15 protein-coding genes are annotated in these 18,234 nt (G+C 62.7%); 4 read left to right on the forward strand and 11 right to left on the reverse strand.

The window, feature by feature from the left end; all coding sequences use genetic code 11:
- Nucleotides 1-131: 131 nt before the first annotated feature.
- The 4 genes from K8W16_RS09885 to K8W16_RS09900 all read right to left on the reverse strand — a co-directional run bounded on the left by K8W16_RS09885 (nt 132) and on the right by K8W16_RS09900 (nt 3,421).
- The gene (locus tag K8W16_RS09885) at nt 132-380 is read right to left on the reverse strand and encodes a DUF6110 family protein (RefSeq protein WP_304123129.1); all 249 of its coding nucleotides are present in this window, start codon (nt 378-380) and stop codon (nt 132-134) included.
- 103 nt (nt 381-483) lie between these two features.
- Nucleotides 484-969, reverse strand: a complete 486-nt coding sequence (locus K8W16_RS09890; RefSeq protein WP_304123131.1) for a hypothetical protein — start codon at nt 967-969, stop codon at nt 484-486.
- A gap of 92 nt (nt 970-1,061) precedes the next feature.
- Complete coding sequence (locus K8W16_RS09895) at nt 1,062-2,396, reverse strand: VWA-like domain-containing protein (RefSeq protein ID WP_304123133.1); 1,335 nt, start codon at nt 2,394-2,396, stop codon at nt 1,062-1,064.
- Nucleotides 2,397-2,428: 32 nt separating this feature from the next.
- A complete protein-coding gene (locus K8W16_RS09900) occupies nt 2,429-3,421 on the reverse strand; it encodes an AAA family ATPase (protein WP_304123135.1) in 993 nt (330 codons plus the stop codon).
- Nucleotides 3,422-4,064: 643 nt separating this feature from the next.
- On the opposite strand from K8W16_RS09900, the gene K8W16_RS09905 reads away from it, so the two are divergent.
- Entirely contained in the window at nt 4,065-6,002 is a 1,938-nt protein-coding gene (locus K8W16_RS09905) for an NAD(P)/FAD-dependent oxidoreductase (protein ID WP_304123137.1), read from the forward strand.
- Nucleotides 6,003-6,147: 145 nt separating this feature from the next.
- Here the strand turns inward: K8W16_RS09905 and K8W16_RS09910 are convergent, their stop codons facing one another.
- The 3 genes from K8W16_RS09910 to bioB are packed head-to-tail and all read right to left on the reverse strand — an operon-like array spanning nt 6,148 to nt 10,522.
- A complete protein-coding gene (locus K8W16_RS09910) occupies nt 6,148-7,473 on the reverse strand; it encodes a sodium:solute symporter (protein WP_304123139.1) in 1,326 nt (441 codons plus the stop codon).
- The gene (bioA, locus tag K8W16_RS09915) at nt 7,467-9,548 is read right to left on the reverse strand and encodes an adenosylmethionine--8-amino-7-oxononanoate transaminase (protein ID WP_304123141.1); all 2,082 of its coding nucleotides are present in this window, start codon (nt 9,546-9,548) and stop codon (nt 7,467-7,469) included. The genes K8W16_RS09910 and bioA overlap by 7 nt, the downstream gene beginning before the upstream one ends.
- Nucleotides 9,548-10,522, reverse strand: a complete 975-nt coding sequence (bioB, locus tag K8W16_RS09920; protein ID WP_304123143.1) for a biotin synthase BioB — start codon at nt 10,520-10,522, stop codon at nt 9,548-9,550. Before bioB ends, bioA begins: the two co-directional genes overlap by 1 nt.
- A 115-nt stretch (nt 10,523-10,637) precedes the next feature.
- Between bioB and K8W16_RS09925 the strand changes: the two genes are divergently transcribed.
- Complete coding sequence (locus K8W16_RS09925; protein ID WP_304123146.1) at nt 10,638-11,456, forward strand: biotin--[acetyl-CoA-carboxylase] ligase; 819 nt, start codon at nt 10,638-10,640, stop codon at nt 11,454-11,456.
- A gap of 125 nt (nt 11,457-11,581) precedes the next feature.
- On the opposite strand, the gene K8W16_RS09930 is transcribed toward K8W16_RS09925, so the two are convergent.
- Complete coding sequence (locus tag K8W16_RS09930; RefSeq protein ID WP_304123148.1) at nt 11,582-12,325, reverse strand: flavodoxin domain-containing protein; 744 nt, start codon at nt 12,323-12,325, stop codon at nt 11,582-11,584.
- Nucleotides 12,326-12,561: 236 nt separating this feature from the next.
- Between K8W16_RS09930 and K8W16_RS09935 the strand changes: the two genes are divergently transcribed.
- Nucleotides 12,562-13,326 carry an SDR family NAD(P)-dependent oxidoreductase gene (locus K8W16_RS09935; protein WP_304123150.1) on the forward strand — a complete coding sequence of 255 codons (765 nt, stop codon included), beginning with the start codon at nt 12,562-12,564 and terminating at the stop codon, nt 13,324-13,326.
- A 35-nt stretch (nt 13,327-13,361) separates the two neighbouring features.
- On the opposite strand, the gene K8W16_RS09940 is transcribed toward K8W16_RS09935, so the two are convergent.
- The 3 genes from K8W16_RS09940 to K8W16_RS09950 are packed head-to-tail and all read right to left on the reverse strand — an operon-like array spanning nt 13,362 to nt 15,843.
- On the reverse strand, nt 13,362-14,084 hold the full coding sequence (locus K8W16_RS09940; RefSeq protein WP_304123152.1) for a phosphatase PAP2 family protein: 723 nt from the start codon (nt 14,082-14,084) through the stop codon (nt 13,362-13,364).
- Nucleotides 14,081-15,154, reverse strand: coding sequence for a cell wall metabolism sensor histidine kinase WalK (locus K8W16_RS09945; protein WP_304123155.1), 1,074 nt, complete (start codon nt 15,152-15,154; stop codon nt 14,081-14,083). The genes K8W16_RS09940 and K8W16_RS09945 overlap by 4 nt, the downstream gene beginning before the upstream one ends.
- Entirely contained in the window at nt 15,151-15,843 is a 693-nt protein-coding gene (locus K8W16_RS09950) for a response regulator transcription factor (protein WP_304123158.1), read from the reverse strand. The genes K8W16_RS09945 and K8W16_RS09950 overlap by 4 nt, the downstream gene beginning before the upstream one ends.
- 427 nt (nt 15,844-16,270) lie before the next feature.
- On the opposite strand from K8W16_RS09950, the gene K8W16_RS09955 reads away from it, so the two are divergent.
- The gene (locus K8W16_RS09955) at nt 16,271-18,166 is read left to right on the forward strand and encodes an LTA synthase family protein (protein ID WP_304123162.1); all 1,896 of its coding nucleotides are present in this window, start codon (nt 16,271-16,273) and stop codon (nt 18,164-18,166) included.
- Nucleotides 18,167-18,234 lie beyond the last annotated feature (68 nt).

The raw sequence follows: 18,234 nt of genomic DNA on the forward strand, positions 1-18,234 counted from the left end.
GCCCCCGGAAGCATGGCTTGAACCGGAAGCAACGCCCTTGCGGCAGGGAGGCCGACGGCCGCCCCAACAAAAAGAACGGCCCGGCCTTTCCGTATGGACAAGCCGGGCCGGACAAGCCTTCCGGCAAAACTCTACACTTCCCCGGCCTTCGCCTTGCGCTGTTCGGAAACGGCGTGGGCTTCGGCCACCATGTCTTCCATGTTTTCGCGTACAGTTTCAGCCTTGGCAAGAAGCGCATCCTTCGCGTCCAGCCCCCGACTCATAAGTTCGGTGGCAAAGGGCCTGAGGTCAAGCTTGCCGCGGCTCACCGCCACAGCACCCACGGCGCCGAGCGCCACTCCACCCAGAAAGAACAAACCATATTTGAGATTCTCGTTCATTCTGCATCTCCTCTTTCGCGTGATTTCCATCGACTACGGCACGAGCCGCCTTCTTGCTGTTCAAGAACAAAGGAAATATATTGAAACAGAATTTCAATGTCAACTATAAAAACGAAGATTCCGCGTTCTTTCCCGCTATGCGCAGGAAACGCTCGGCCAGCACGGCGGGGGCGACGAAGGCTCGCGAACTTTCGGAGGAGGCAAGACTGCCCTCCTCCCTCATGGGTTCGCTCGCGCAGGCCTGGGCCAGCTGGGCTTCAAATGCCTCGCGCAGGGCAGCGAAGGAGGCTTCCACTTCCGGATAGGAGTTATCGGCTCGCCAAGGCAGACGCAGGGTCTGCGGCCAGCTCCTGCCCCGATGAGAAGGTGTTTCCAGCTCATAACACGAGGCGGGGCATGGGGCTTCCGCCCTCTCCATCTCCCCGGGATAACAGTATTCCCGCCAGGACTCCTCCGGTTCGGGGATGGAGGAGCGCACGCGAAGGGGCGGCATGGCCAACGCCTTTTCATGATCCTCCAAAGTGACGCTGTAGGTGAGCAGGGGGCGGAGATTGCCTCTTTTCTTGGTGATGTTCCATGCTATGCGCATATTCCCTCCCGGGAACGGATGGGCGGACGAAAAGCGGCCCCTGGGACCTGGCAGGAGGAAAACGGCTCCCTTACCCTTTCGCCCGCATGGTTTCAGCCCTCCGGCCCGCCTTCCGCAGGTATGACGACGATATCCCCGAAGGGCGGACGTACCTTCGGTTCTGCCGGACATACCCAGAGCACGGGGTAAGGGGGCTCCTCGGGGAAGCGGTCGCACTCAAGGTCGGTGAACCACAGAAGGCAGGCAGGGGAAAGGCCCATAGCCTCCACCTCCTCCGGTACGGGGCGGTAATCGGTGCCCCCGCCGCCCACAGGTACGGGCGTAAAAGGCATGTCCTGCCTTGTATATACGGCGTACCCGCCGACCTTCACGTCGTGATAAAGCACGAAAAGCGTAGTGTCGAAATCGGAAAGCATGCCGGAAAGCTCCGCGCAGAAGCGGGAAAGAAGGTGTGCGTCCACGGAACCGGAGGCATCCACGGCAAGTGCCACGGACGCAAGGCGAGCCTCCCTGCGCGAAGGCAGGTACAGCCCCGTGTGCACATGCCGCCTGTCGGGCTGTGTCCAGGTATAATCGTTGTCCGAGCACTGCTCCATGAAACGGGAAAGAATTTCGCGCCAGGAAAGCAAAGGCCGTACCCTCTCCTTTACCAGCCTGGCAAGGGAAGCTGGCATGTCGCCCATGCGAAGCGCCTCCCTCGAGGCCTGCACCAGGGCCATGTCCGCTTCCTGTTCGGCCTTTTCCCGCGCAGCATCGCCCATCCCATCCCCAAGAAGCGGATGGTCGCGCACCTCCCCTGAAAAGGGCTTTTCCGTATCGCGCTCGCGGCCCTTCGGCTTCTTTCCGGCTGCGGCCCCCTTTTCCCCCAACGCGCCGCGTCCCTTTTCCCCGGCCCGGGGAGAGGCTGAAGCCTTATCGTTCTCACGCCCTTTCTCCCCGCCAAGGCCCGCACTCCCTTCGGCTGCAAGAGAGACTTCCTCCCCCTCTTCCGATATGCCCTTCATCCTGTGGGAGGGGCCGTCCTGAAGGCGGGCAAGCCACGAATAAATCTCGTCCGCGCTTCGGTCCGCATATTCCGGACGAAACGCAGCTCCTTCCGGCAGAGAAAAGCCCGCGTCCAGCAAAACGGCATTCACCACATAATCGCAGGCCCTGTTCCACAGGCGCTCATCGCGCTCCCTGCGTCGTACATGATGGCCGAGGGCTATGTGCAGCACCTCATGGGCCAGAGAGGAAATCAGCGTTTTTTCCGAAACCGAGGCCGCGTACACGGGATTGCAGGCCAGAGTACGGCCGTCGGCCCAGAGGTCGGCACAGGTTCCGTCGCAGTAAAGGCGCATACGCAGCGCTATGGAGCCGAAAAAAGGATGTTCCAGAACCAGCGCGGAGCGGGCCTTCTCCAGCGCCTTCAGGGCAGCTTTTTCCATCTGTTCCGCCGGGGATGCGGCTTCGGGCGCACTCACAGCAAAACGTCCGCGTGTTTCTGAGCCCACGAAGCAAAGGCCGGGCTTTCCACAAGACCCTGATCCCTGCATACCCCCCGTCGCAGGCACAAGACGCCGAATTCCACGGGCAGCCGCTCAAGATAGGCAAGGACGCGGGCCAGGTTCTCCCGGGAAAGAAAGGACGCAAGGGCCTCGCTTACGGCATAGAGAGCCGCGGGCTCCCCGGGTACCTTCGCCGTTTCCGGGGCGGAAAGCACCTCCTCCACCGAAGGCAGCTCGCGCCACACGGCAAGAAAGCCCATGAATTCCGCAGCCGCACCGTCGCCCACGGCGCCGCGCACAAGGTCGTATTCCACGGCACGCTCCGGTCCGGCCTTCAGAATGTCGGACACAAAGGACCACGAACGCGGCGACGCAAAGGCACGCGCGGAGGACTGAGGGTCGAAATCGTGCAGAAGCGCAGGCCGGAAGCGCAGAAACGCCGTGACTTCCGGCCGTATCCCCGCCTGTGCGGCCCACTCCAGCCAGTCGTCGAGGCTTACGTCGAATTCCAGATGCACCATACGGTTGGAAAGCGCACTGGGCATGCGGTGCGTCACGGCCCTGTCCTTTTCACGGTTGCCCGCAGCCACCACCACCCAGCCTTCAGGCAGCACATATTCACCGATGCGGCCGTCGAGGATAAGCTGATAGCAGGCGGCCTGCACCAAGGGCGGAGCTGCGTTCAGCTCGTCAAGAAAGAGTATGCCCTTTTGCCCGCTGCGCGCATCGGGCAAAAAAGAAGGCGGGCACCACTCGGTTTCTCCTGCAGCCGTGATGCGGGGTATTCCCCTCAGATCCACAGGATCGAGCAGCACGGCGCGTATGTCACGCAGTTCATAGCCCAGAGAACGGGCCACCCCGGCCACCACCTCGCTTTTGCCCACTCCGGGAGCACCCCAGAGAAATACGGGCCTACGTATGGAAAGAAGCGTTTTCAAAGAAGAAATAATGTGCGAAGGTCTCATGGCGCAGAAAGGCTCCTCAGGAAAAAGAATGTTTCTCCAGGCAAAAAAAGTGCTGCAATGGGCCAGCCCTCATGACGGCGGGCCCGGGGGCAGAAAAGGCATGGTCAAACAAGCCGGACTCGTCGAAAAAGCCGGGGGCATATCCCCGTCCAGAGGAAAGCGAAGCGGCAACAGTTTTTCTTTTTATATTGAAAATGAATTTCAATGTCAATATCAATGCGGGTCAATTCTCAACTCTTCCCACGAAGGCCGCGCCGTACGGCATTTTTCCGCAACATATACGCAGGGGCGGCACTTCAGCCTTCCGCTTTCCCGGCTACTGCCCCTCCCGCGACCCGGGAGAGGCACGCCGCACGGGGACTTGCCGTGAAGGCTCCTCGTTGCCCCTGCCCCATCCCGGCAGGGCACATGCGTCCCTTCTCCGTCCGCTTTTCTCCGTTCATAACGGGCAAGCCGCAGAACATTACGCCGATACGTCTTCCCCTTTGCATGGGAATGTCCAATATAATCAAATGAACGCACAATGTTTTCGACTTTACAACACAACCGTCCTTTGTGATAAAAAGTATTTTTACGGCTTCTTCCCTGCAAAGGCCTCCGGGAAGCCGCAAAAACGCACCATGGAACTATGCTGGAGAATGCCATGACAAGAAAATATCCGCACCTTTCCGCCCCCATCCGCCTCGGCCGCGTCACCTTCCGCAACCGCATGTTCGCCGCGCCCACCGGCGCCACGGATATCACCTGGGACTGCTGTGCAGGCCCGGGCAGCCGCGCCTTCTATGAAAACAGGGCGAAGGGCGGCAGCGCCAACGTCACCGTAAGCGAGCTTGTGGTGCACCCGGAGACCGACGCCTCCCACATGCTGCACCTGGAACTTCAGACGCCCGGTTCCCTGGCGAGCTTCACCATGACAGCCGACGCCATACGCCGCCACGGGGCTATTCCCAGCGTGGAGCTTTCCCATTCCGGCCAGTATGCGGGCACCTATCTGGTGGACAAGGAAAAGAAGAACGCCCTCTCCCAGTACGGCCCCTGCGACGGCGTGCGCCCCGACGGCAGGCCCGTGAAGGCCCTCACCAGAGAACAGATAGCCGCAATCGTGGCTTCCTACGGCGAAAAGGCCGCCCTTGCCAAACGCGCGGGCTTTGAAATGGTCATGATCCACGCCGGGCACGGCTGGCTCATCAATCAGTTTCTCTCGCCCTATTTCAACAAGCGTACCGACGCGTACGGCGGCGACCTTGCTGGACGCGCCCGCCTGCTTCTGGAAGTCGTCGACGCCGTGCGCGAGGCCGTAGGGCCGGGCTTCCCCATCGAAGTGCGCATGAGCGGCTCAGAGCTTTTCGAGGGAGGCTACACGCTGGAAGAAGGCGTGGAAATAGCGAAGCTCCTCGACGGCAGGGTCGACCTCATCCATGTTTCGGCCGGTTCCTACCAGTTCGGCTTTTTCGACACGCACCCGCCCATGTTCTCCGAGCACGGCTGCAACGTGTACCTTGCCGCCGAGATAAAGAAGCACGTTTCTACGCCCGTGGCCACGGTAGGCGCGCTGAACGACCCTGCGCAGATGGAAGAAATCATTGCCTCCGGCAAGGCGGACGTGGTGGAAATGGCCCGCGCCCTCATCGCCGACCCGGAACTGCCCGGGAAAGTCATGGAAGGCCGCGATGATGAAATCGTGCGCTGCCTGCGCTGCTTCGTGTGCATGGCCGAGCGCCCCACCACAGGCACGCGCCGCTGCACGGTGAACCCGCAGATAGGCCGCGAGCAGGACCTGCCGCCCCTGCCCGCCCGCCGCGCGAAAAAAGTCCTCGTGGCCGGAGGCGGCTGCGGCGGCATGAAGGCCGCCGTTACGGCGGCACAGCGCGGGCACCATGTCATCCTCTGTGAAAAAGACGGGGAACTCGGCGGCATACTCAGAAGCGAGCAGGCCATTCCCTTCAAGCGGGAAATGTACATGCTCGGCCTCACCCTGGCCCGGCAGCTGGAAATCGAGGGTGTGGAGGTGCGCCTGAACACCCTTGTCACGGCCGACTATGTGGAGAAGGAAGGCGCGGACGCGCTCATCATCGCCACCGGTTCCGAGCCCATCGTGCCGCCCCTTCCGGGCATGGACGGCAAAAACGTCATCATCGTGAACGACTACTATCTCCGCAAGGAAGAATGTGCGGATACCGTGGTGGTTCTCGGCGGCGGCCTTGCCGGATGCGAATGTGCCATTCACCTTGCCGAAGAAGGCAAAAAAGTCACGCTCGTGGAAATGCGGCCTGAAGTTGCGCCCGACGCCAACATCCGCCACCGGCCCATACTCCTGCGCAAGCTGAAGGAGCTTGTCACGGTGCACACCTCCTGCACGGGCCTTGCCGTCACGGCCGAGGGGCTTCTCGTGCGCGACGCGGAAGGAAAGGAAGAGCTTCTTCCCGCAGGCACGGTAATCTGCGCCGCGGGCCAGCGCTCCCGCGCCTGCGACACACTCCTCGATGCCGCGCCCTTTGTGCGCGTCATAGGCGACGCGGTGCGCCCCTCCACCATCACCACCGCCGTGTACCAGGGCTACCACGCCGGGCTCGACGTGTAAGCCCGAACCCCGCGCTTTTCGCCGAAAATGCGCCGACATAACGCAAAGGGCCGCCCCACGCCTTCCGGGGCGGCCCTTTTTTGCGCAGAAAAGCCCGGCTCCTTCATGAGAAGGAACCGGGCTTTCTGAAAAAATATCCTTCGCCCTACCCGGCCGGGCAGGAGACGGGCCGGGACCCCATAAAGCGTCCTGCCAGCATGGCCGCCGCGGAAAGCGCCATGCCCGCATAGGCGAAGAAAGGCTCGCCGAACACGGCCGAGGAAAGGCCCCCCGCGCCGCCCGCCGCCATGGCCGCCAGGGCAAAGGACGGCCGCACCGTACCGCGCTTCATGAGCATGGCCACGAAAACAGGCACGGCCACGCCGCAGACATAGATATCGTTGGCCATGAGCAGAAGATCGAGGATGCCGTGCCCGCGTGCGGCAAGGGCAAGGCCGCCCGCGCCGAGAAGAAGCGTGACTTTCCGGCAGAGCGCAACGTCGCGCCGTCCGAGGATATCGTTGCAAAGCACGGTGGAAGCCGTGACGACGCACGAATCGGCCGAGGAAAGCACGGCGGAGAGAAGCGCCGCCAGAAGCAGCATTCCCGCCCAGGAAGGCATGAGGGCCATGGCGGAGGAGAGCACGTCGTCGGGCGACATTCCTTCCGGCACAAAGCCCCGGCACAGAACGCCGAGAACCACAATGGCCGCGGCGGAAAACAAAAGCCCCGCCACGGCGAACCAGCAGCCGCGAAGGGCGCTTTTTTCGTTGCGCGCGCTCAGGATGCGGCCGAAGAGCATGGGGCAGACAAGATAACTGCCGCCCATGACGAGCATGAAGTAGGAAAACCTGCCCGGCCCGAACTGTTCGTTGACGATTTCCAGGCGCAGATTTCCCAGCGGAGCGGAATCGTGCAGGAAAAGCCAGAGAAGCGCCGTCAGTACGCCCGCAATGAGCAATAGGCACTGGGGAAGGTCGCTGCGTATGACGGACGCCTGCCCGCCGAGGCAGGAATAGGCCGTAATGACCGCCGCACCCGCGAAAAGCGCCCATTCCGGCGGCAGGGAGGCGAGCGCATGGGTCAGCTTGCCCATGGCCGTGAACTGCGCCGCGAGTATGGCCAGCCACGCGGGCAGAATAATGAAGGAAACCAGGGTGCGGGCGCGCGGCCCGAGCCAGGCGGACACGATTTCCGGCATAGTGTAAGCCCCGGAGGCGCGTACCTTTTTCGCCAGAAAGAGCGTGAGCAGCGCAAGCCCGCACGCGCCGGAACCGAGCCACCAGAAGGAGGGGGTCCCGACCTGCCACGCCAGCCCGGCCATGCCCATGGTGGCGGAGCCGCCGATGCAGGAGGCTATGAGGGAAAAGCCCGTATGCCACGCGCCCGAGGAGCGGCCGTTCACGAAAAAGGCCGCCTCCCCGCGCGAGCGGCGGGCATCCCGAAGGCCGAGACCGAGCAGAAGGGCCGCGTAAAGGCAGAAGATCAGCACGAAATTTTCTCCTCCGTCCGGGGGGAACCGCCGTGCAGGCCGGCGGAAACGGCCGCCTCGCACATGGCGCGCGTGAGCGTGTCCACCTCCTCTTCCGAGGCGATGAAGGGCGGCATGACATACACGGTGCGCCCGAAGGGACGTATCCACACCCCCCTTGCGGTGAAAAAATCCTGCCAGGCGGCCACATCCACAGGCTCGCAACGCTCCATGACACCTATGGCCCCGAGCACGCGCACGTCGGAAACTCCCGGCACGGCGCGGCACTCCTCAAGCCCCTGCGAAAGCCGTTTTTCCAGCGCCGCAACGCGCTCCTGCCACGGCGAGGAGCAAAGCGCGTCGAGGCTTGCGCAGGCCGCGGCGCAGGCAAGGGGATTGCCCATGAAGGTGGGCCCGTGCATGAACACGCCGCCCCCGTGGGCCGCATCGGCCCCGGATATGACTTCCGCCACACGGGACGTCGCGGCCACGGCCGAGAGCGTCATCATGCCGCCGGTGAGCGCCTTGCCCACGCACATGATATCCGGCGAGATGCCCGCCCATTCGCAGGCGAACATCTTGCCCGTGCGGCCGAAGCCCGTGGCTATCTCGTCCGCAATGAGCAGTATGCCGAGCTCGTCGCACAGCGCGCGCAGATCGCGCAGATACTCGGGGCGGTAGAACCACATGCCCCCCGCGCCCTGCACCACAGGCTCCACCGCCACGGCCGCAAGTTCCCCCGCGTGGGTGCGAAGGGCGCGCTCCATGGGGGCAAAAGAGCAGGGATCGTAGGGCGCATCGAAGCGGCAGGAAGGCCGCTCCACGAAAAGCTGCTTCGGCAGCACTCCGGAAAACAGCGTGTGCATGCCCGTGACCGGGTCGCAGAGCGACATGGCCCCCAGCGTATCGCCGTGATAGGCCCCGCGCAGGGCCGCGAAACGGCGCCTTTCCCCCCGCCCTGCGGATTGATGGTACTGCAAGGCCATTTTGACGGCCACTTCCACGGCCACGGAACCGGAGTCGGCCAGAAAAATATGTTCCATGCCCGGAGGAAGAAGGCGGAGCAGCCGGCGGCCGAGTTCCACCGCAGGCTCATGGGTCAGACCCCCGAACATGACGTGGGAAAGCCTTGCCGCCTGACGCTGGATTGCGCGCACAAGGCGCCTGTTGCCGTAGCCGTGCACCCTGCACCACCAGGAGGACATGCCGTCGATAAGTTCACGGCCGTCGGCAAGAAACAGCTTCGCGCCGGAAGCGCCCTTCACGTCGAGCACGGAAAGAGGCCTTGAGGCAGAGGTGTAGGGATGCCAGAGATGCTCCCTGTCGAAGGCAAGGAGCGCCTTGCGCGCCGCCGTATCATCCTCCTCTTCCGCCATGAGGTGCGCCGCGCCTTCCAGCGCCCCGGCAAGGGCGTCCACAGTCCGGGCATCGGCATGGGAAAAGGATTCCAGGTAAGGTATGTCGGCCAGAAGGGGTACGCCGCGCGCTCTCCCCTCCCTTTCCAGGCTCGCGGCGTTGTCGGCAAGAATGGCGGCCTCGGCCTCCGCCGACGTGCCCGCGTCCGCGCGCGAAGGCGGCGTACTGCGGCAGAGCACCATGCCCGCCGCCGAAAGCCCGGCCATGTCCAGCGCGTCCAGGGAAAGCAGGGCATGGTTCAGGCAGCCTAAGCGGTTCGCCACCACCAGTATGACGGGAAGGCGCAGTTCCCGCATGAGGTCGAGCATGCTCTCTTCCTCATTCAGGGGGACGTACAGCCCGCCCGCTCCTTCAAAAAGCGTCACGCGGCCGGGCAGAAGGCGCTCCCGGCAGGCGGCGGCCACGGCAGCAACGTCGAGCCTCTTTCCCTCAAGCTGCGCGGCAAGGTGCGGGGAGCAGGGCATGCGGAAAGAAAAAAGGGCTTCGCCCTGCCCTCCGGTGGCGCGCCACGCGGCCACGTCCGGAGCTTCCAAAGAACCTTCCTTCTCCGTGCAGCCCGTCTGCACCGGCTTCACGGCAAAGGCCTCCACCCCCATGCGCGAAAGGGCGGCAAGGATCCCCGCCGTCACCGCCGTCTTGCCCGCGTCGGTATCCGTGCCCGTGATGAAGAAGCCGCGCATCAGGCCACCCCCAGGGTGCGCATCATGGCAAGGTCGGCCTCAAAGGCCGCACCGGAAGTGGTGAGGTAGTCGCCCGTCATCATGCCGTTGGCCCCGGCGGCGTAAAGCCAGCTCTGCCATTCGCCGAGCACATGGCCGCGCCCGCCCGCGATGAGAATATCCCGAGAAGGATGCAGGACGCGGAAAAGCGCAATACTCCGCAGGGCCTCCTGGGGCGAGAGGCGGGGCATGTGTTCTAGGCGCGTGCCCTTTATGGCGTTGAGAAAATTGATGGGCACGGAATCCACCCCCATCTCGGCCAGCGTCCAGGCCAGTTCCACACGCTGCACCGGGCTTTCCCCGAGGCCCATGATGCCGCCGGAGCACACCTCCATCCCGGCTTCGCGGGCCGCGACAAGGCTCTGCACGTCCTTATCGTACTCATGTGTGGTGCAGATATGCGGGAAAAAGCTCTTCGCCGTTTCCAGATTATGATGGTAGCGCACCATGCCCGCCTCGCGGTAGACGCGGGCCCTCTCCGGCGTGAGCAGGCCGAGGGAACCGCACACCGCCATACCCGTTTCCCTGACGATGCTCTCCACCGCGCGGCACAGAGGTTCCACATCCGCCTCGCCCAGCATGGTGCCGCTGACCACGATGCTGAAGCGCTTCGCACCGTGCTTCGCCGCCTCAGCCGCTTTTCGCAGAAGAATCTCCCGCCCCACAAAGGGATAGACAGGGGAGCCTGTTTCGTGGTGTGCTGACTGGGCGCAGAAAGCGCAGTTCTCCGGGCATCGGCCGGACTTGGCGTTGATGATGCCGCAGTTGAAGAAGCCGGGCGCGCGCAGGGCACGCACAGCCCCGGCCACAGCGATCATGTCCGGCGTGGCGGAAGGGGGAAGGGCAATGAAGGCCTCGGCCTCTTCCCGGGAAAGAAGAGGCCCTTCCCCGGCTTCGGGAAGGCGGCGGAGTATGTTTTCAAGCAGACTGTCCATGTGTGTTCCTTCTTCAATGAAAACGTGTGCGGTCAGCTTGCACCGGGAAATGAGAATATGTCAACCTTAAAAGTGAAACTTTACGGTTGACAATCAATCGTAAAAAGGAACAGGCATGCAAGAGGAACAGACCCCCACACGGGAACGTATTCTGGAAAGCCTTGGCCGCGGGGGAGGGAAAGGATGGGTCTCGGGGGAGGCACTTTCCCGGGAATTTCACATCAGCCGTGCGGCTGTGAGCAAGCATGTGTGCAGCCTACGCGAGGAAGGGAACATCATCGAATCCGTGCCGCGCCGGGGCTACCGGCTGCTTTCCCGGGCAGACCCCTGGGCCGGGGACGACGCGCGCGGCCCGCTGCACACGAACATGCTGGGGCAAAGCAGCTGGATATGGCTTAAAGAAACTGGTTCCACCAATCAGGTGGCGGCGCTTCAGGCCCTTTCCGGCGCGCCCGAAGGCGTGGTGGTGGTGGCCCGCCGCCAGAGCGAGGGCCGGGGCAGCCGGGGGAGCCGCTGGCTGTGCCTGCCGGGGAGCCTCTCCTTTTCCGTGATCACACGCCCCGCCCTTGCGCCGGAAGAGCTCGCCCTGCTGCCCGCGCTCGCCATGGAGGCCTGCGTCCGCGCGGTAGAAAAAAGCTGCGGCGTCCGCCTGGAGAAACGCGCGCCCAACGACCTTTTCCTCAACGGGGGCAAGGTGGCGGGCATCCTTGTGGAGAGCATGTTCCACAATACGGAACTCCGATGGGCCGTGGTGGGCATAGGCGTCAACGTGAACGCGCCGCACTCCGCCATACCGCCTGAGCTTCAGGGCACGGCCACCTCGCTCTATGCGGAAACGGGCGAGGCCTTCAGCGTTACGAAGCTTCTTCGCCACATTCTTGAAGAACTGGAAGAGGAGCTGGAAAGGGGCGAAAAAATTCCGCGCAGGGACTGACCGCCGGGACACTCCTGTGCCTGGCGCGGCCCCGCGCCGGAAAAGCCCGACCGGAAGCGCCCCGGACATGAAAAAAGGCCCCTTGCAGGGCCTTTTCCTGTTCAGGCGCAAAAGGCTCCCCGCGCTCAGCAGTAATATTCGTTTTCCCGCCTCGCCTTCAGCTTTTCGGTAAAGGCGGCGGCAAAGGAAAGATAGGCTTCCGTATCCATGTTCTTCGCACCCTTCGGGCAGCGGCGTATGCAGCGGAAGCAGGAGAGGCAGGTGTCGGCAATGGTCCTGCAGTCTTCCGCTATGGCCTGCACGGGGCAGCGCTTGACGCAAAGGCCGCAGCTCACGCACGCATCGGAGGTCAGCGGGCGGAACTTGCCCCCGGAGCCGCCTTCGCGGTAGGGCCTGCTGCCCGGGATATCCTTCACTTCCTTTGCCAGAGCAAAGGCGCGTGCTGCGAATTCCCCGTCGGCGGCAAGGTCGGCCTCGTCGGGCCTGCCCACCTGTATCTCGCCGAAGGTATGGCGGCCCACCAGCGCGGCGGCCCCCACAACCACAAAGCCCTGCTCCTTCGCCATGTCGGCAAGCTCCAGAAGTGCGTCGTCATAATGGCGGTTGCCGTACGTCACCGCCACTACGCAGGGAGTCTGTACCCCGCGGAAGCGGGAAAGGCGCTCCCGGGCCACGGAGGGAATACGCCCGCCGTACACGGGCGCACCGAAAATCACCCTGTCGTTCTCATCAAAAGAAACAGGTTCAGAAGAAGCGTCGGCCGTCACGTCCACGGCCTCCGCCTCCGCCCGCAGTCCGCGGGCCATAGCCTTCAGGCTTTTTTCCGTATTTCCCGTGGGGGAAAAGTATACCAGCGTCACTTTGCTCATTACATCTCTCCCGATGTTGTCCGGCTGAAAAAACGCGGCCCGGGCCGCCCCGGCCGCACCCACTTTTTTCAGGATAGCCGACATGCCCCGCCCTTTCAAGAAGGCCGTCACGCATTTTTCGCTCCGTCCCCTGCCGAAAAGCTGTTCCTCCATGCCCGACCGCCCACAAAATGCATGACATACGGCCCGTTCCGTGCGAGTCTGCAACGAAGCTCCATGTTTTTCAGGAGGATTCCATGAGCAATGTCATCTGCATCACCGGCGTCACTTCCGGCATAGGCAGGGCCGCCGCCCTCCTGTTTGCCGCCAGAGGATGGAAAGTGGCAGGCACGGGCAGAAGAAAGGAGCGCCTTGACGAGCTTCATTGTCAGCTCGGGGACGCCTTCCTCCCCCTTGCCTTTGATATCGGCGACAGAAATGCGGTACTGGAAAACTTTTCCGCCCTTCCCCCGGAATTTGCCGCCATAGACGTGCTTTTCTGCAACGCGGGCATTTCCCTTGCCGGCAGGCCCGTGCACGAAGCGGACATAGACGACCTTGAAACCATGATAAAGACCAATATGAACGGCGTGCTCTACTGCTGCCGGGCCGTCATTCCCGGCATGGTCCGGCGCGGGCACGGCCATGTGGTGACCATGGGCTCCTATTCCGCCACCTGGCCGAACCCGGGCACCAACGTCTATGCGGCAAGCAAGGCCTTTGTCCGGCTGCTCACCTACGACCTCAGGGAAGACCTGGTGGGAACTCCCCTCCGCACAACCTGCATCATCCCCGCCGTCACGCAGACGGAATTCCCCCTTGCCCGCATGAAAGGCGATACCCGGAAGGCCGAAAAGCATTTTGAGCACCTCGACCCCATCCAGCCTTCCGACGTGGCGGAAACGCTCTGGTGGGCAGTGAACATGCCCGAGCGGGTCAACGTCAGCGAGATACGGCTCTCCCCCACAAGGCAGACCTACGGCGCGGCGAACATGTACCGCGAGCCCTTTTTCCGCGACTGAAACTCAGGCGGTACGGTGCGGTACAGGCCCCGGCCTCAGTCCCGGAAAACGCCCTTTCCGCGCGCTTGCCGTGATGAAAGCGCAGGCAGAAGGATGCGGTCGACCAGAAGAACAAGAAGAATGTCCATCTGCCAGGCAAGGAGCATGCTCATGACAGTATGAGAAAGGAAATGCTCGCCGCGCATCATCTGATAAAGGCCCATGATCCAGCCCGCGGCAAGAGCCGCCGCCAGCGCCGCCCGGGCCCGGCGGCCGGAAAGGCAGAAAAAAAGCATGGTGAGCGCAAAGCCGCCGGAAGCGTGGCCGCCGGGAAAACAACGCCCGCCGGATACCCCGGAAAAAATCATGGAAAGAGGCCGGTAAGGAGCCTGCCCGCCGAATTCTGCAAGCTCCCGCGGGCAGTAGATGCCGGTAAGCGCCTTAAGTACGGAAACGAGAAGAGGGGTCGCCGCGCAGGAAAGCGCCATGAGAAGCCCGGCCCGCACCCATGCCCTTCTGCCGGAGAACAGGCCGATGCAGGCAAGAACAGCAGACGATATGCCGATAAGCGCCACGCCCCTTTTCATGCCGTCGTAAAACAGCCAGCGCCACGCCTGATGTGCCGAGCTATCCAGCGCCCACACGCCGTGTACTGCATCGTACCAGTGCCGCTGGATGAAAAAATCGATACCGGTACCGCTCTCCATGAGCACCGTCGACGCCATGAGCGCAAGACACGCGAGACTCTGAATCCATGCTTCCCGGCCGGACAGGGTCATACGCCCTCCGCCCCCTGCTCAAGAGGCAGCTCCATGGACACCCTGAGCCCGCCCTCCTTCCGGTTCTCCGCCCATATCCTGCCGCCGTGGGCATGCGCGGCCCGCTCCGCCAGGGAAAGCCCCATGCCTGTGCCGCCGCTCTCCCTCCGGCGCGAGGCATCCACCCGGAAAAAAGGCCGGAATATCTGCTCAAGGGCATCTTCCGGAACGCCCGGCCCCCGGTCTTCCACTTCCAGAAGGCAGGTCTCCCGGCCGGAAGTGAGGCGTATGACGATGCTCCCGTCGTCGGGAGTATAGCGCAGCGCGTTGCGGAGCACATTTTCCACGGCATGCCGGAGCATTTCCGCATCCCCCGCAAAGAACAGGCTCTTCGGCAGGTCTTCCTCCACCAGGCAGCCGCGCACGCTCCCTTCAAAGCGCACATCCTCCGCCACGTCGCGCACGAGCTCCGCCAGGTCGAAGGAGGCGGAATGCAACCTCGCCTCCATACGGGAATAGGCGAGCATGCTTTCGATGAGCGCCTCCATGCGCTCCGTCTCCAGGCAGAGCCTGTCGAGCAGCCTGGGAGGGATCTGCTCCCGCCTGAGCAGCTCCACCGTAACGGAAAGGCGCGTGAGCGGAGAACGAAGCTCATGGGACACGTCGGCAATGAGCGCCCGTTCCCGCGTCCTTTCCTGTTCCCGCTGCTCGGCCATGCTGTTGAAGGCCCGGGCCAGCAGGCCGAGTTCATCCTTCCTGTCCGCCATCTCCGGGGAAACGCGCGCCGCAAGATCTCCGCCGGAAAGCCGGTATATCACCGACGTGAAATGCCCGATGATCTTCTTCAGCACGCTGATGAGCACGGACGCTTCCAGCGCCGCCACAATGAAGGTGAAAAATATCCAGAGCAGCAGCTCCTGCACGGAAGAAAAGGATTCTCCCCCCCTCTGCAGAAGGTCTCCCGCCACATACTCGCCGAATTCCCCGAGCATGGCGAAAGCACCGATGAACAGCACGACACAAATGTATATCTTGCGGAACAGCGGCAGGGCGTCCCAGAACGAGGCCAGCCTTTCCCCCGCACCTCTCATGATCTCTGCTCCCCGCGCACCGCATACATGTAACCCACGCCGCGTATGCTGCGTATGCGCTCCGAGCCGTCGGGATACGACCCGAGCTTGCGGCGCACGCGGCTTATCTGCATGTCCAGCCCTCGCTCCATGGGCATGGGCTCGCGGCCGAACACCGCAAGGCTCAGCTCATCGCGCGAAAGCACCTTGCCCGGCGAAGCCAAAAGAGCGCGGAGTACGCGGTACTCCTGCCCGCTCAGGGAGATCTCCTCCTCCCCCTTCCAGGCCTTCATGGCCCCTTCGTCCAGGCGTATGTCGCCCACGCCCTCGCCGGAAGCGGGCTGGGCGCGCCGCATCACCGCCCTCACGCGGGAAAGCAGCTCCCGGGGATTGAAGGGCTTCGGCAGATAATCGTCCGCCCCGGCGTCCAGCCCGCGCACTCTGTCGCAGAAATCCCCGCGCGCCGTAAGCATGATGACGGGAAGCCTCGCAAACTTCGCATCCCGTCGTATGGCCCGGAGCACTTCAAAACCGTTCTTCTCCGGAAGCATGACGTCGAGAATCACCATGTCCGGCTTCTCCTCCCCGAGGGCGGCGAGGCCCCTCGGCCCGTCGTGGGCGAAACGGCAGGCTATGTTCTCCAAGCGGAAATAATCCTCCAGAAGCTGGCAGAGTTCCTTGTCATCATCAATAATCAGCATCTGAAACATGGCTCCTCCCTGCCGGCAGCCATGACATACGCCCTTTTCAGAAAAGATCCTGAACGGATCGCGGCGGTATGCACAACGAAAAACTTCGGGGCGGCGCCCCCCATTCCTTCCTGTACCATCCCCGGCGCCGGACGGCAACGCGGCAGGACACTCTGTTACGCTTCGTTACACAGCTCCCGAAAAATCTCCGTATAAATTTTTACCATAAAATCATCATCGACGCATAAAATCAGTTACAGTACGTTACACTTATCTTATTATCACGCCTTATCGGAAAAATAAGGCGTAAATTTTCTGTCATGACGGTATTATTTTCTGAACATAACGACTTTTTTTATACTGTTACGCTTTGTTACACCAAGCATACTTCGCATGATTCGACTTCTTCATGTATATCTATCCCAAATGCCACTTTTTAGGAGTATCTATGCTTTCCCGCATCAACGCCCGTGCCCGCTACCTCGGCCTGCTGCTTCTTCTCTGGCTGGTCGTAAACGCCGCCGTCAGAACAGTGCTCCTCGTCATGGCGCACCGCGCACAGGAAGCCTCGTTCTCTCTGCCCGCGCTGGCGGCCCTGTATCTGAAAGGCACCGTGAACGACCTGCTTCCCTATGCCCTGCTCATACTCCCCCTTATTCCCTTCCTTCTCCTGAAAAAACACCTCTGGGGCGGAAGAGCGGGGAAAACCCTGGCCGGCCTGATATTCTGGCTGTATGCCTGCGTCTTTCTCTTCACCGCGGCTGCCGAAGTCCTGTTCTGGGAGGAGTTCGGCAGCCGCTTCAACTTCATTGCCGTGGACTACCTCATCTATACCACGGAGGTGATAAGAAACATCAGGGAATCCTATCCGATGATTCCCCTGCCCGCCGCCGTGGCCGCCTTCGCCGCCCTGCTCTCCGTGCCCGCCATGTGCATGCAGTGGAAAAAGGCGGGGCTTCCCGCGCGCCGCTCCCCCCTGCTTCTTGCCGGATGCCTCGCCATGGCCTGCACGGCATTTTTCTCTACTCCCCTCTCCTCCCCGGACAGGGTGGAAAGGGAACTTGCCGCCAACGGCGTATGGTCGCTTTTTTCCGCCTACAGACACAACAGCCTTGCCTACCGCGACTTCTACCCCGTCATGGATGAAGCGAAGGCCGCCCGCCTCGTGCGCGAACCCCTTGCGCAGGAAGAAGCGCGCTTTGTCGGGCAGGAAAAAGACGTGCGGCGCGACCTCATCTCCACGCGCGCGGCATGGAAACCCAACGTCGTGCAGATCGTGGTGGAGAGCCTCGGCAGCAACCTTCTGGGAGAGCATACGCCCAACCTGAACCGTCTTGCGGGGGAAAGCCTCTTCTTTTCCAACCTGCGCGCCACAGGCACGCGCACGGTGCGCGGCATAGAGGCGCTCACTCTTTCCCTGCCGCCCACGCCCGGCTCCTCCATCGTGCGCCGGCCGGGCTGCGAAGGGCTCTTTTCCACAGGCACCGTGTTCCGAGCTCAAGGCTACGACACAGCCTTCCTCTACGGAGGCTTCGGCTACTTCGACAACATGAACGCCTTCTTCTCCGGCAACGGCTTCCGCATAGTGAACCGCGCGGCGCTGAAAAAAGAAGATATCACCTTCACCAACGCCTGGGGCGTATGCGACGAGGACCTTTTCCGCTCATGCCTGCGCGAGGCCGACGAAAACTTCCGGCAGGGCCGTCCCTTTTACCAGTTCGTGCTCACGACCTCCAATCACCGCCCCTTCACCTACCCCGAAGGCAGGGTACCCATCCCCTCCGGCACGGGCAGGACGGGAGCCGTGGCCTATACCGACTACGCCCTCGGGGAATTCTTCCGGGAAGCGGCGCAAAGGCCGTGGTTCAAAGACACCGTGTTCGTCCTCTCGGGCGACCACACCTCCAGCGCGGCCGGACATACCGACCTGCCCCCGGAGCGCTACCTTATCCCGGCCCTGATCTACAGTCCGGGGAACATCGCTCCCGGAAACATCGCCACCCTGTGCAGCCAGGCCGACCTTGCCCCCACGCTGTTCGACCTGCTGGGATGGAACTACCGCTCGGGCTTTTTCGGCCGCAGCATCCTTTCCCTGCGCCCGGAGGAGGGCCGGGCCTGGATCAGTACCTATCAAGCTCTGGGCAGACTCGAAGAAGGCGGGCTCGTCACACTGGAGCCGGTAAAGAAAGTTTCCGCAAACGTATGGACGAAAGACGGAGGGCTCGGGCGCGAACTTCACGGCGAAGAGGCCTCGGCTCGGGTGGACAGGGCCCTGGCCGACTATCAGCTTGCCTACGACCTGTTCACGCAGGGAAAAATGAAGGAAGAAGAAGTGCTCCGATGAGCTTCCCGGGAGCGCGCCTGCGGGGAAGACCGCTCAGCCCGTGCAGCACGCCCCTGCTTCCGCCTTTT

The sequence above is a fragment of the Mailhella massiliensis genome, assembly GCF_020741395.1.
GTDB classification, from domain to species: Bacteria; Desulfobacterota; Desulfovibrionia; order Desulfovibrionales; family Desulfovibrionaceae; genus Mailhella; species Mailhella massiliensis_A.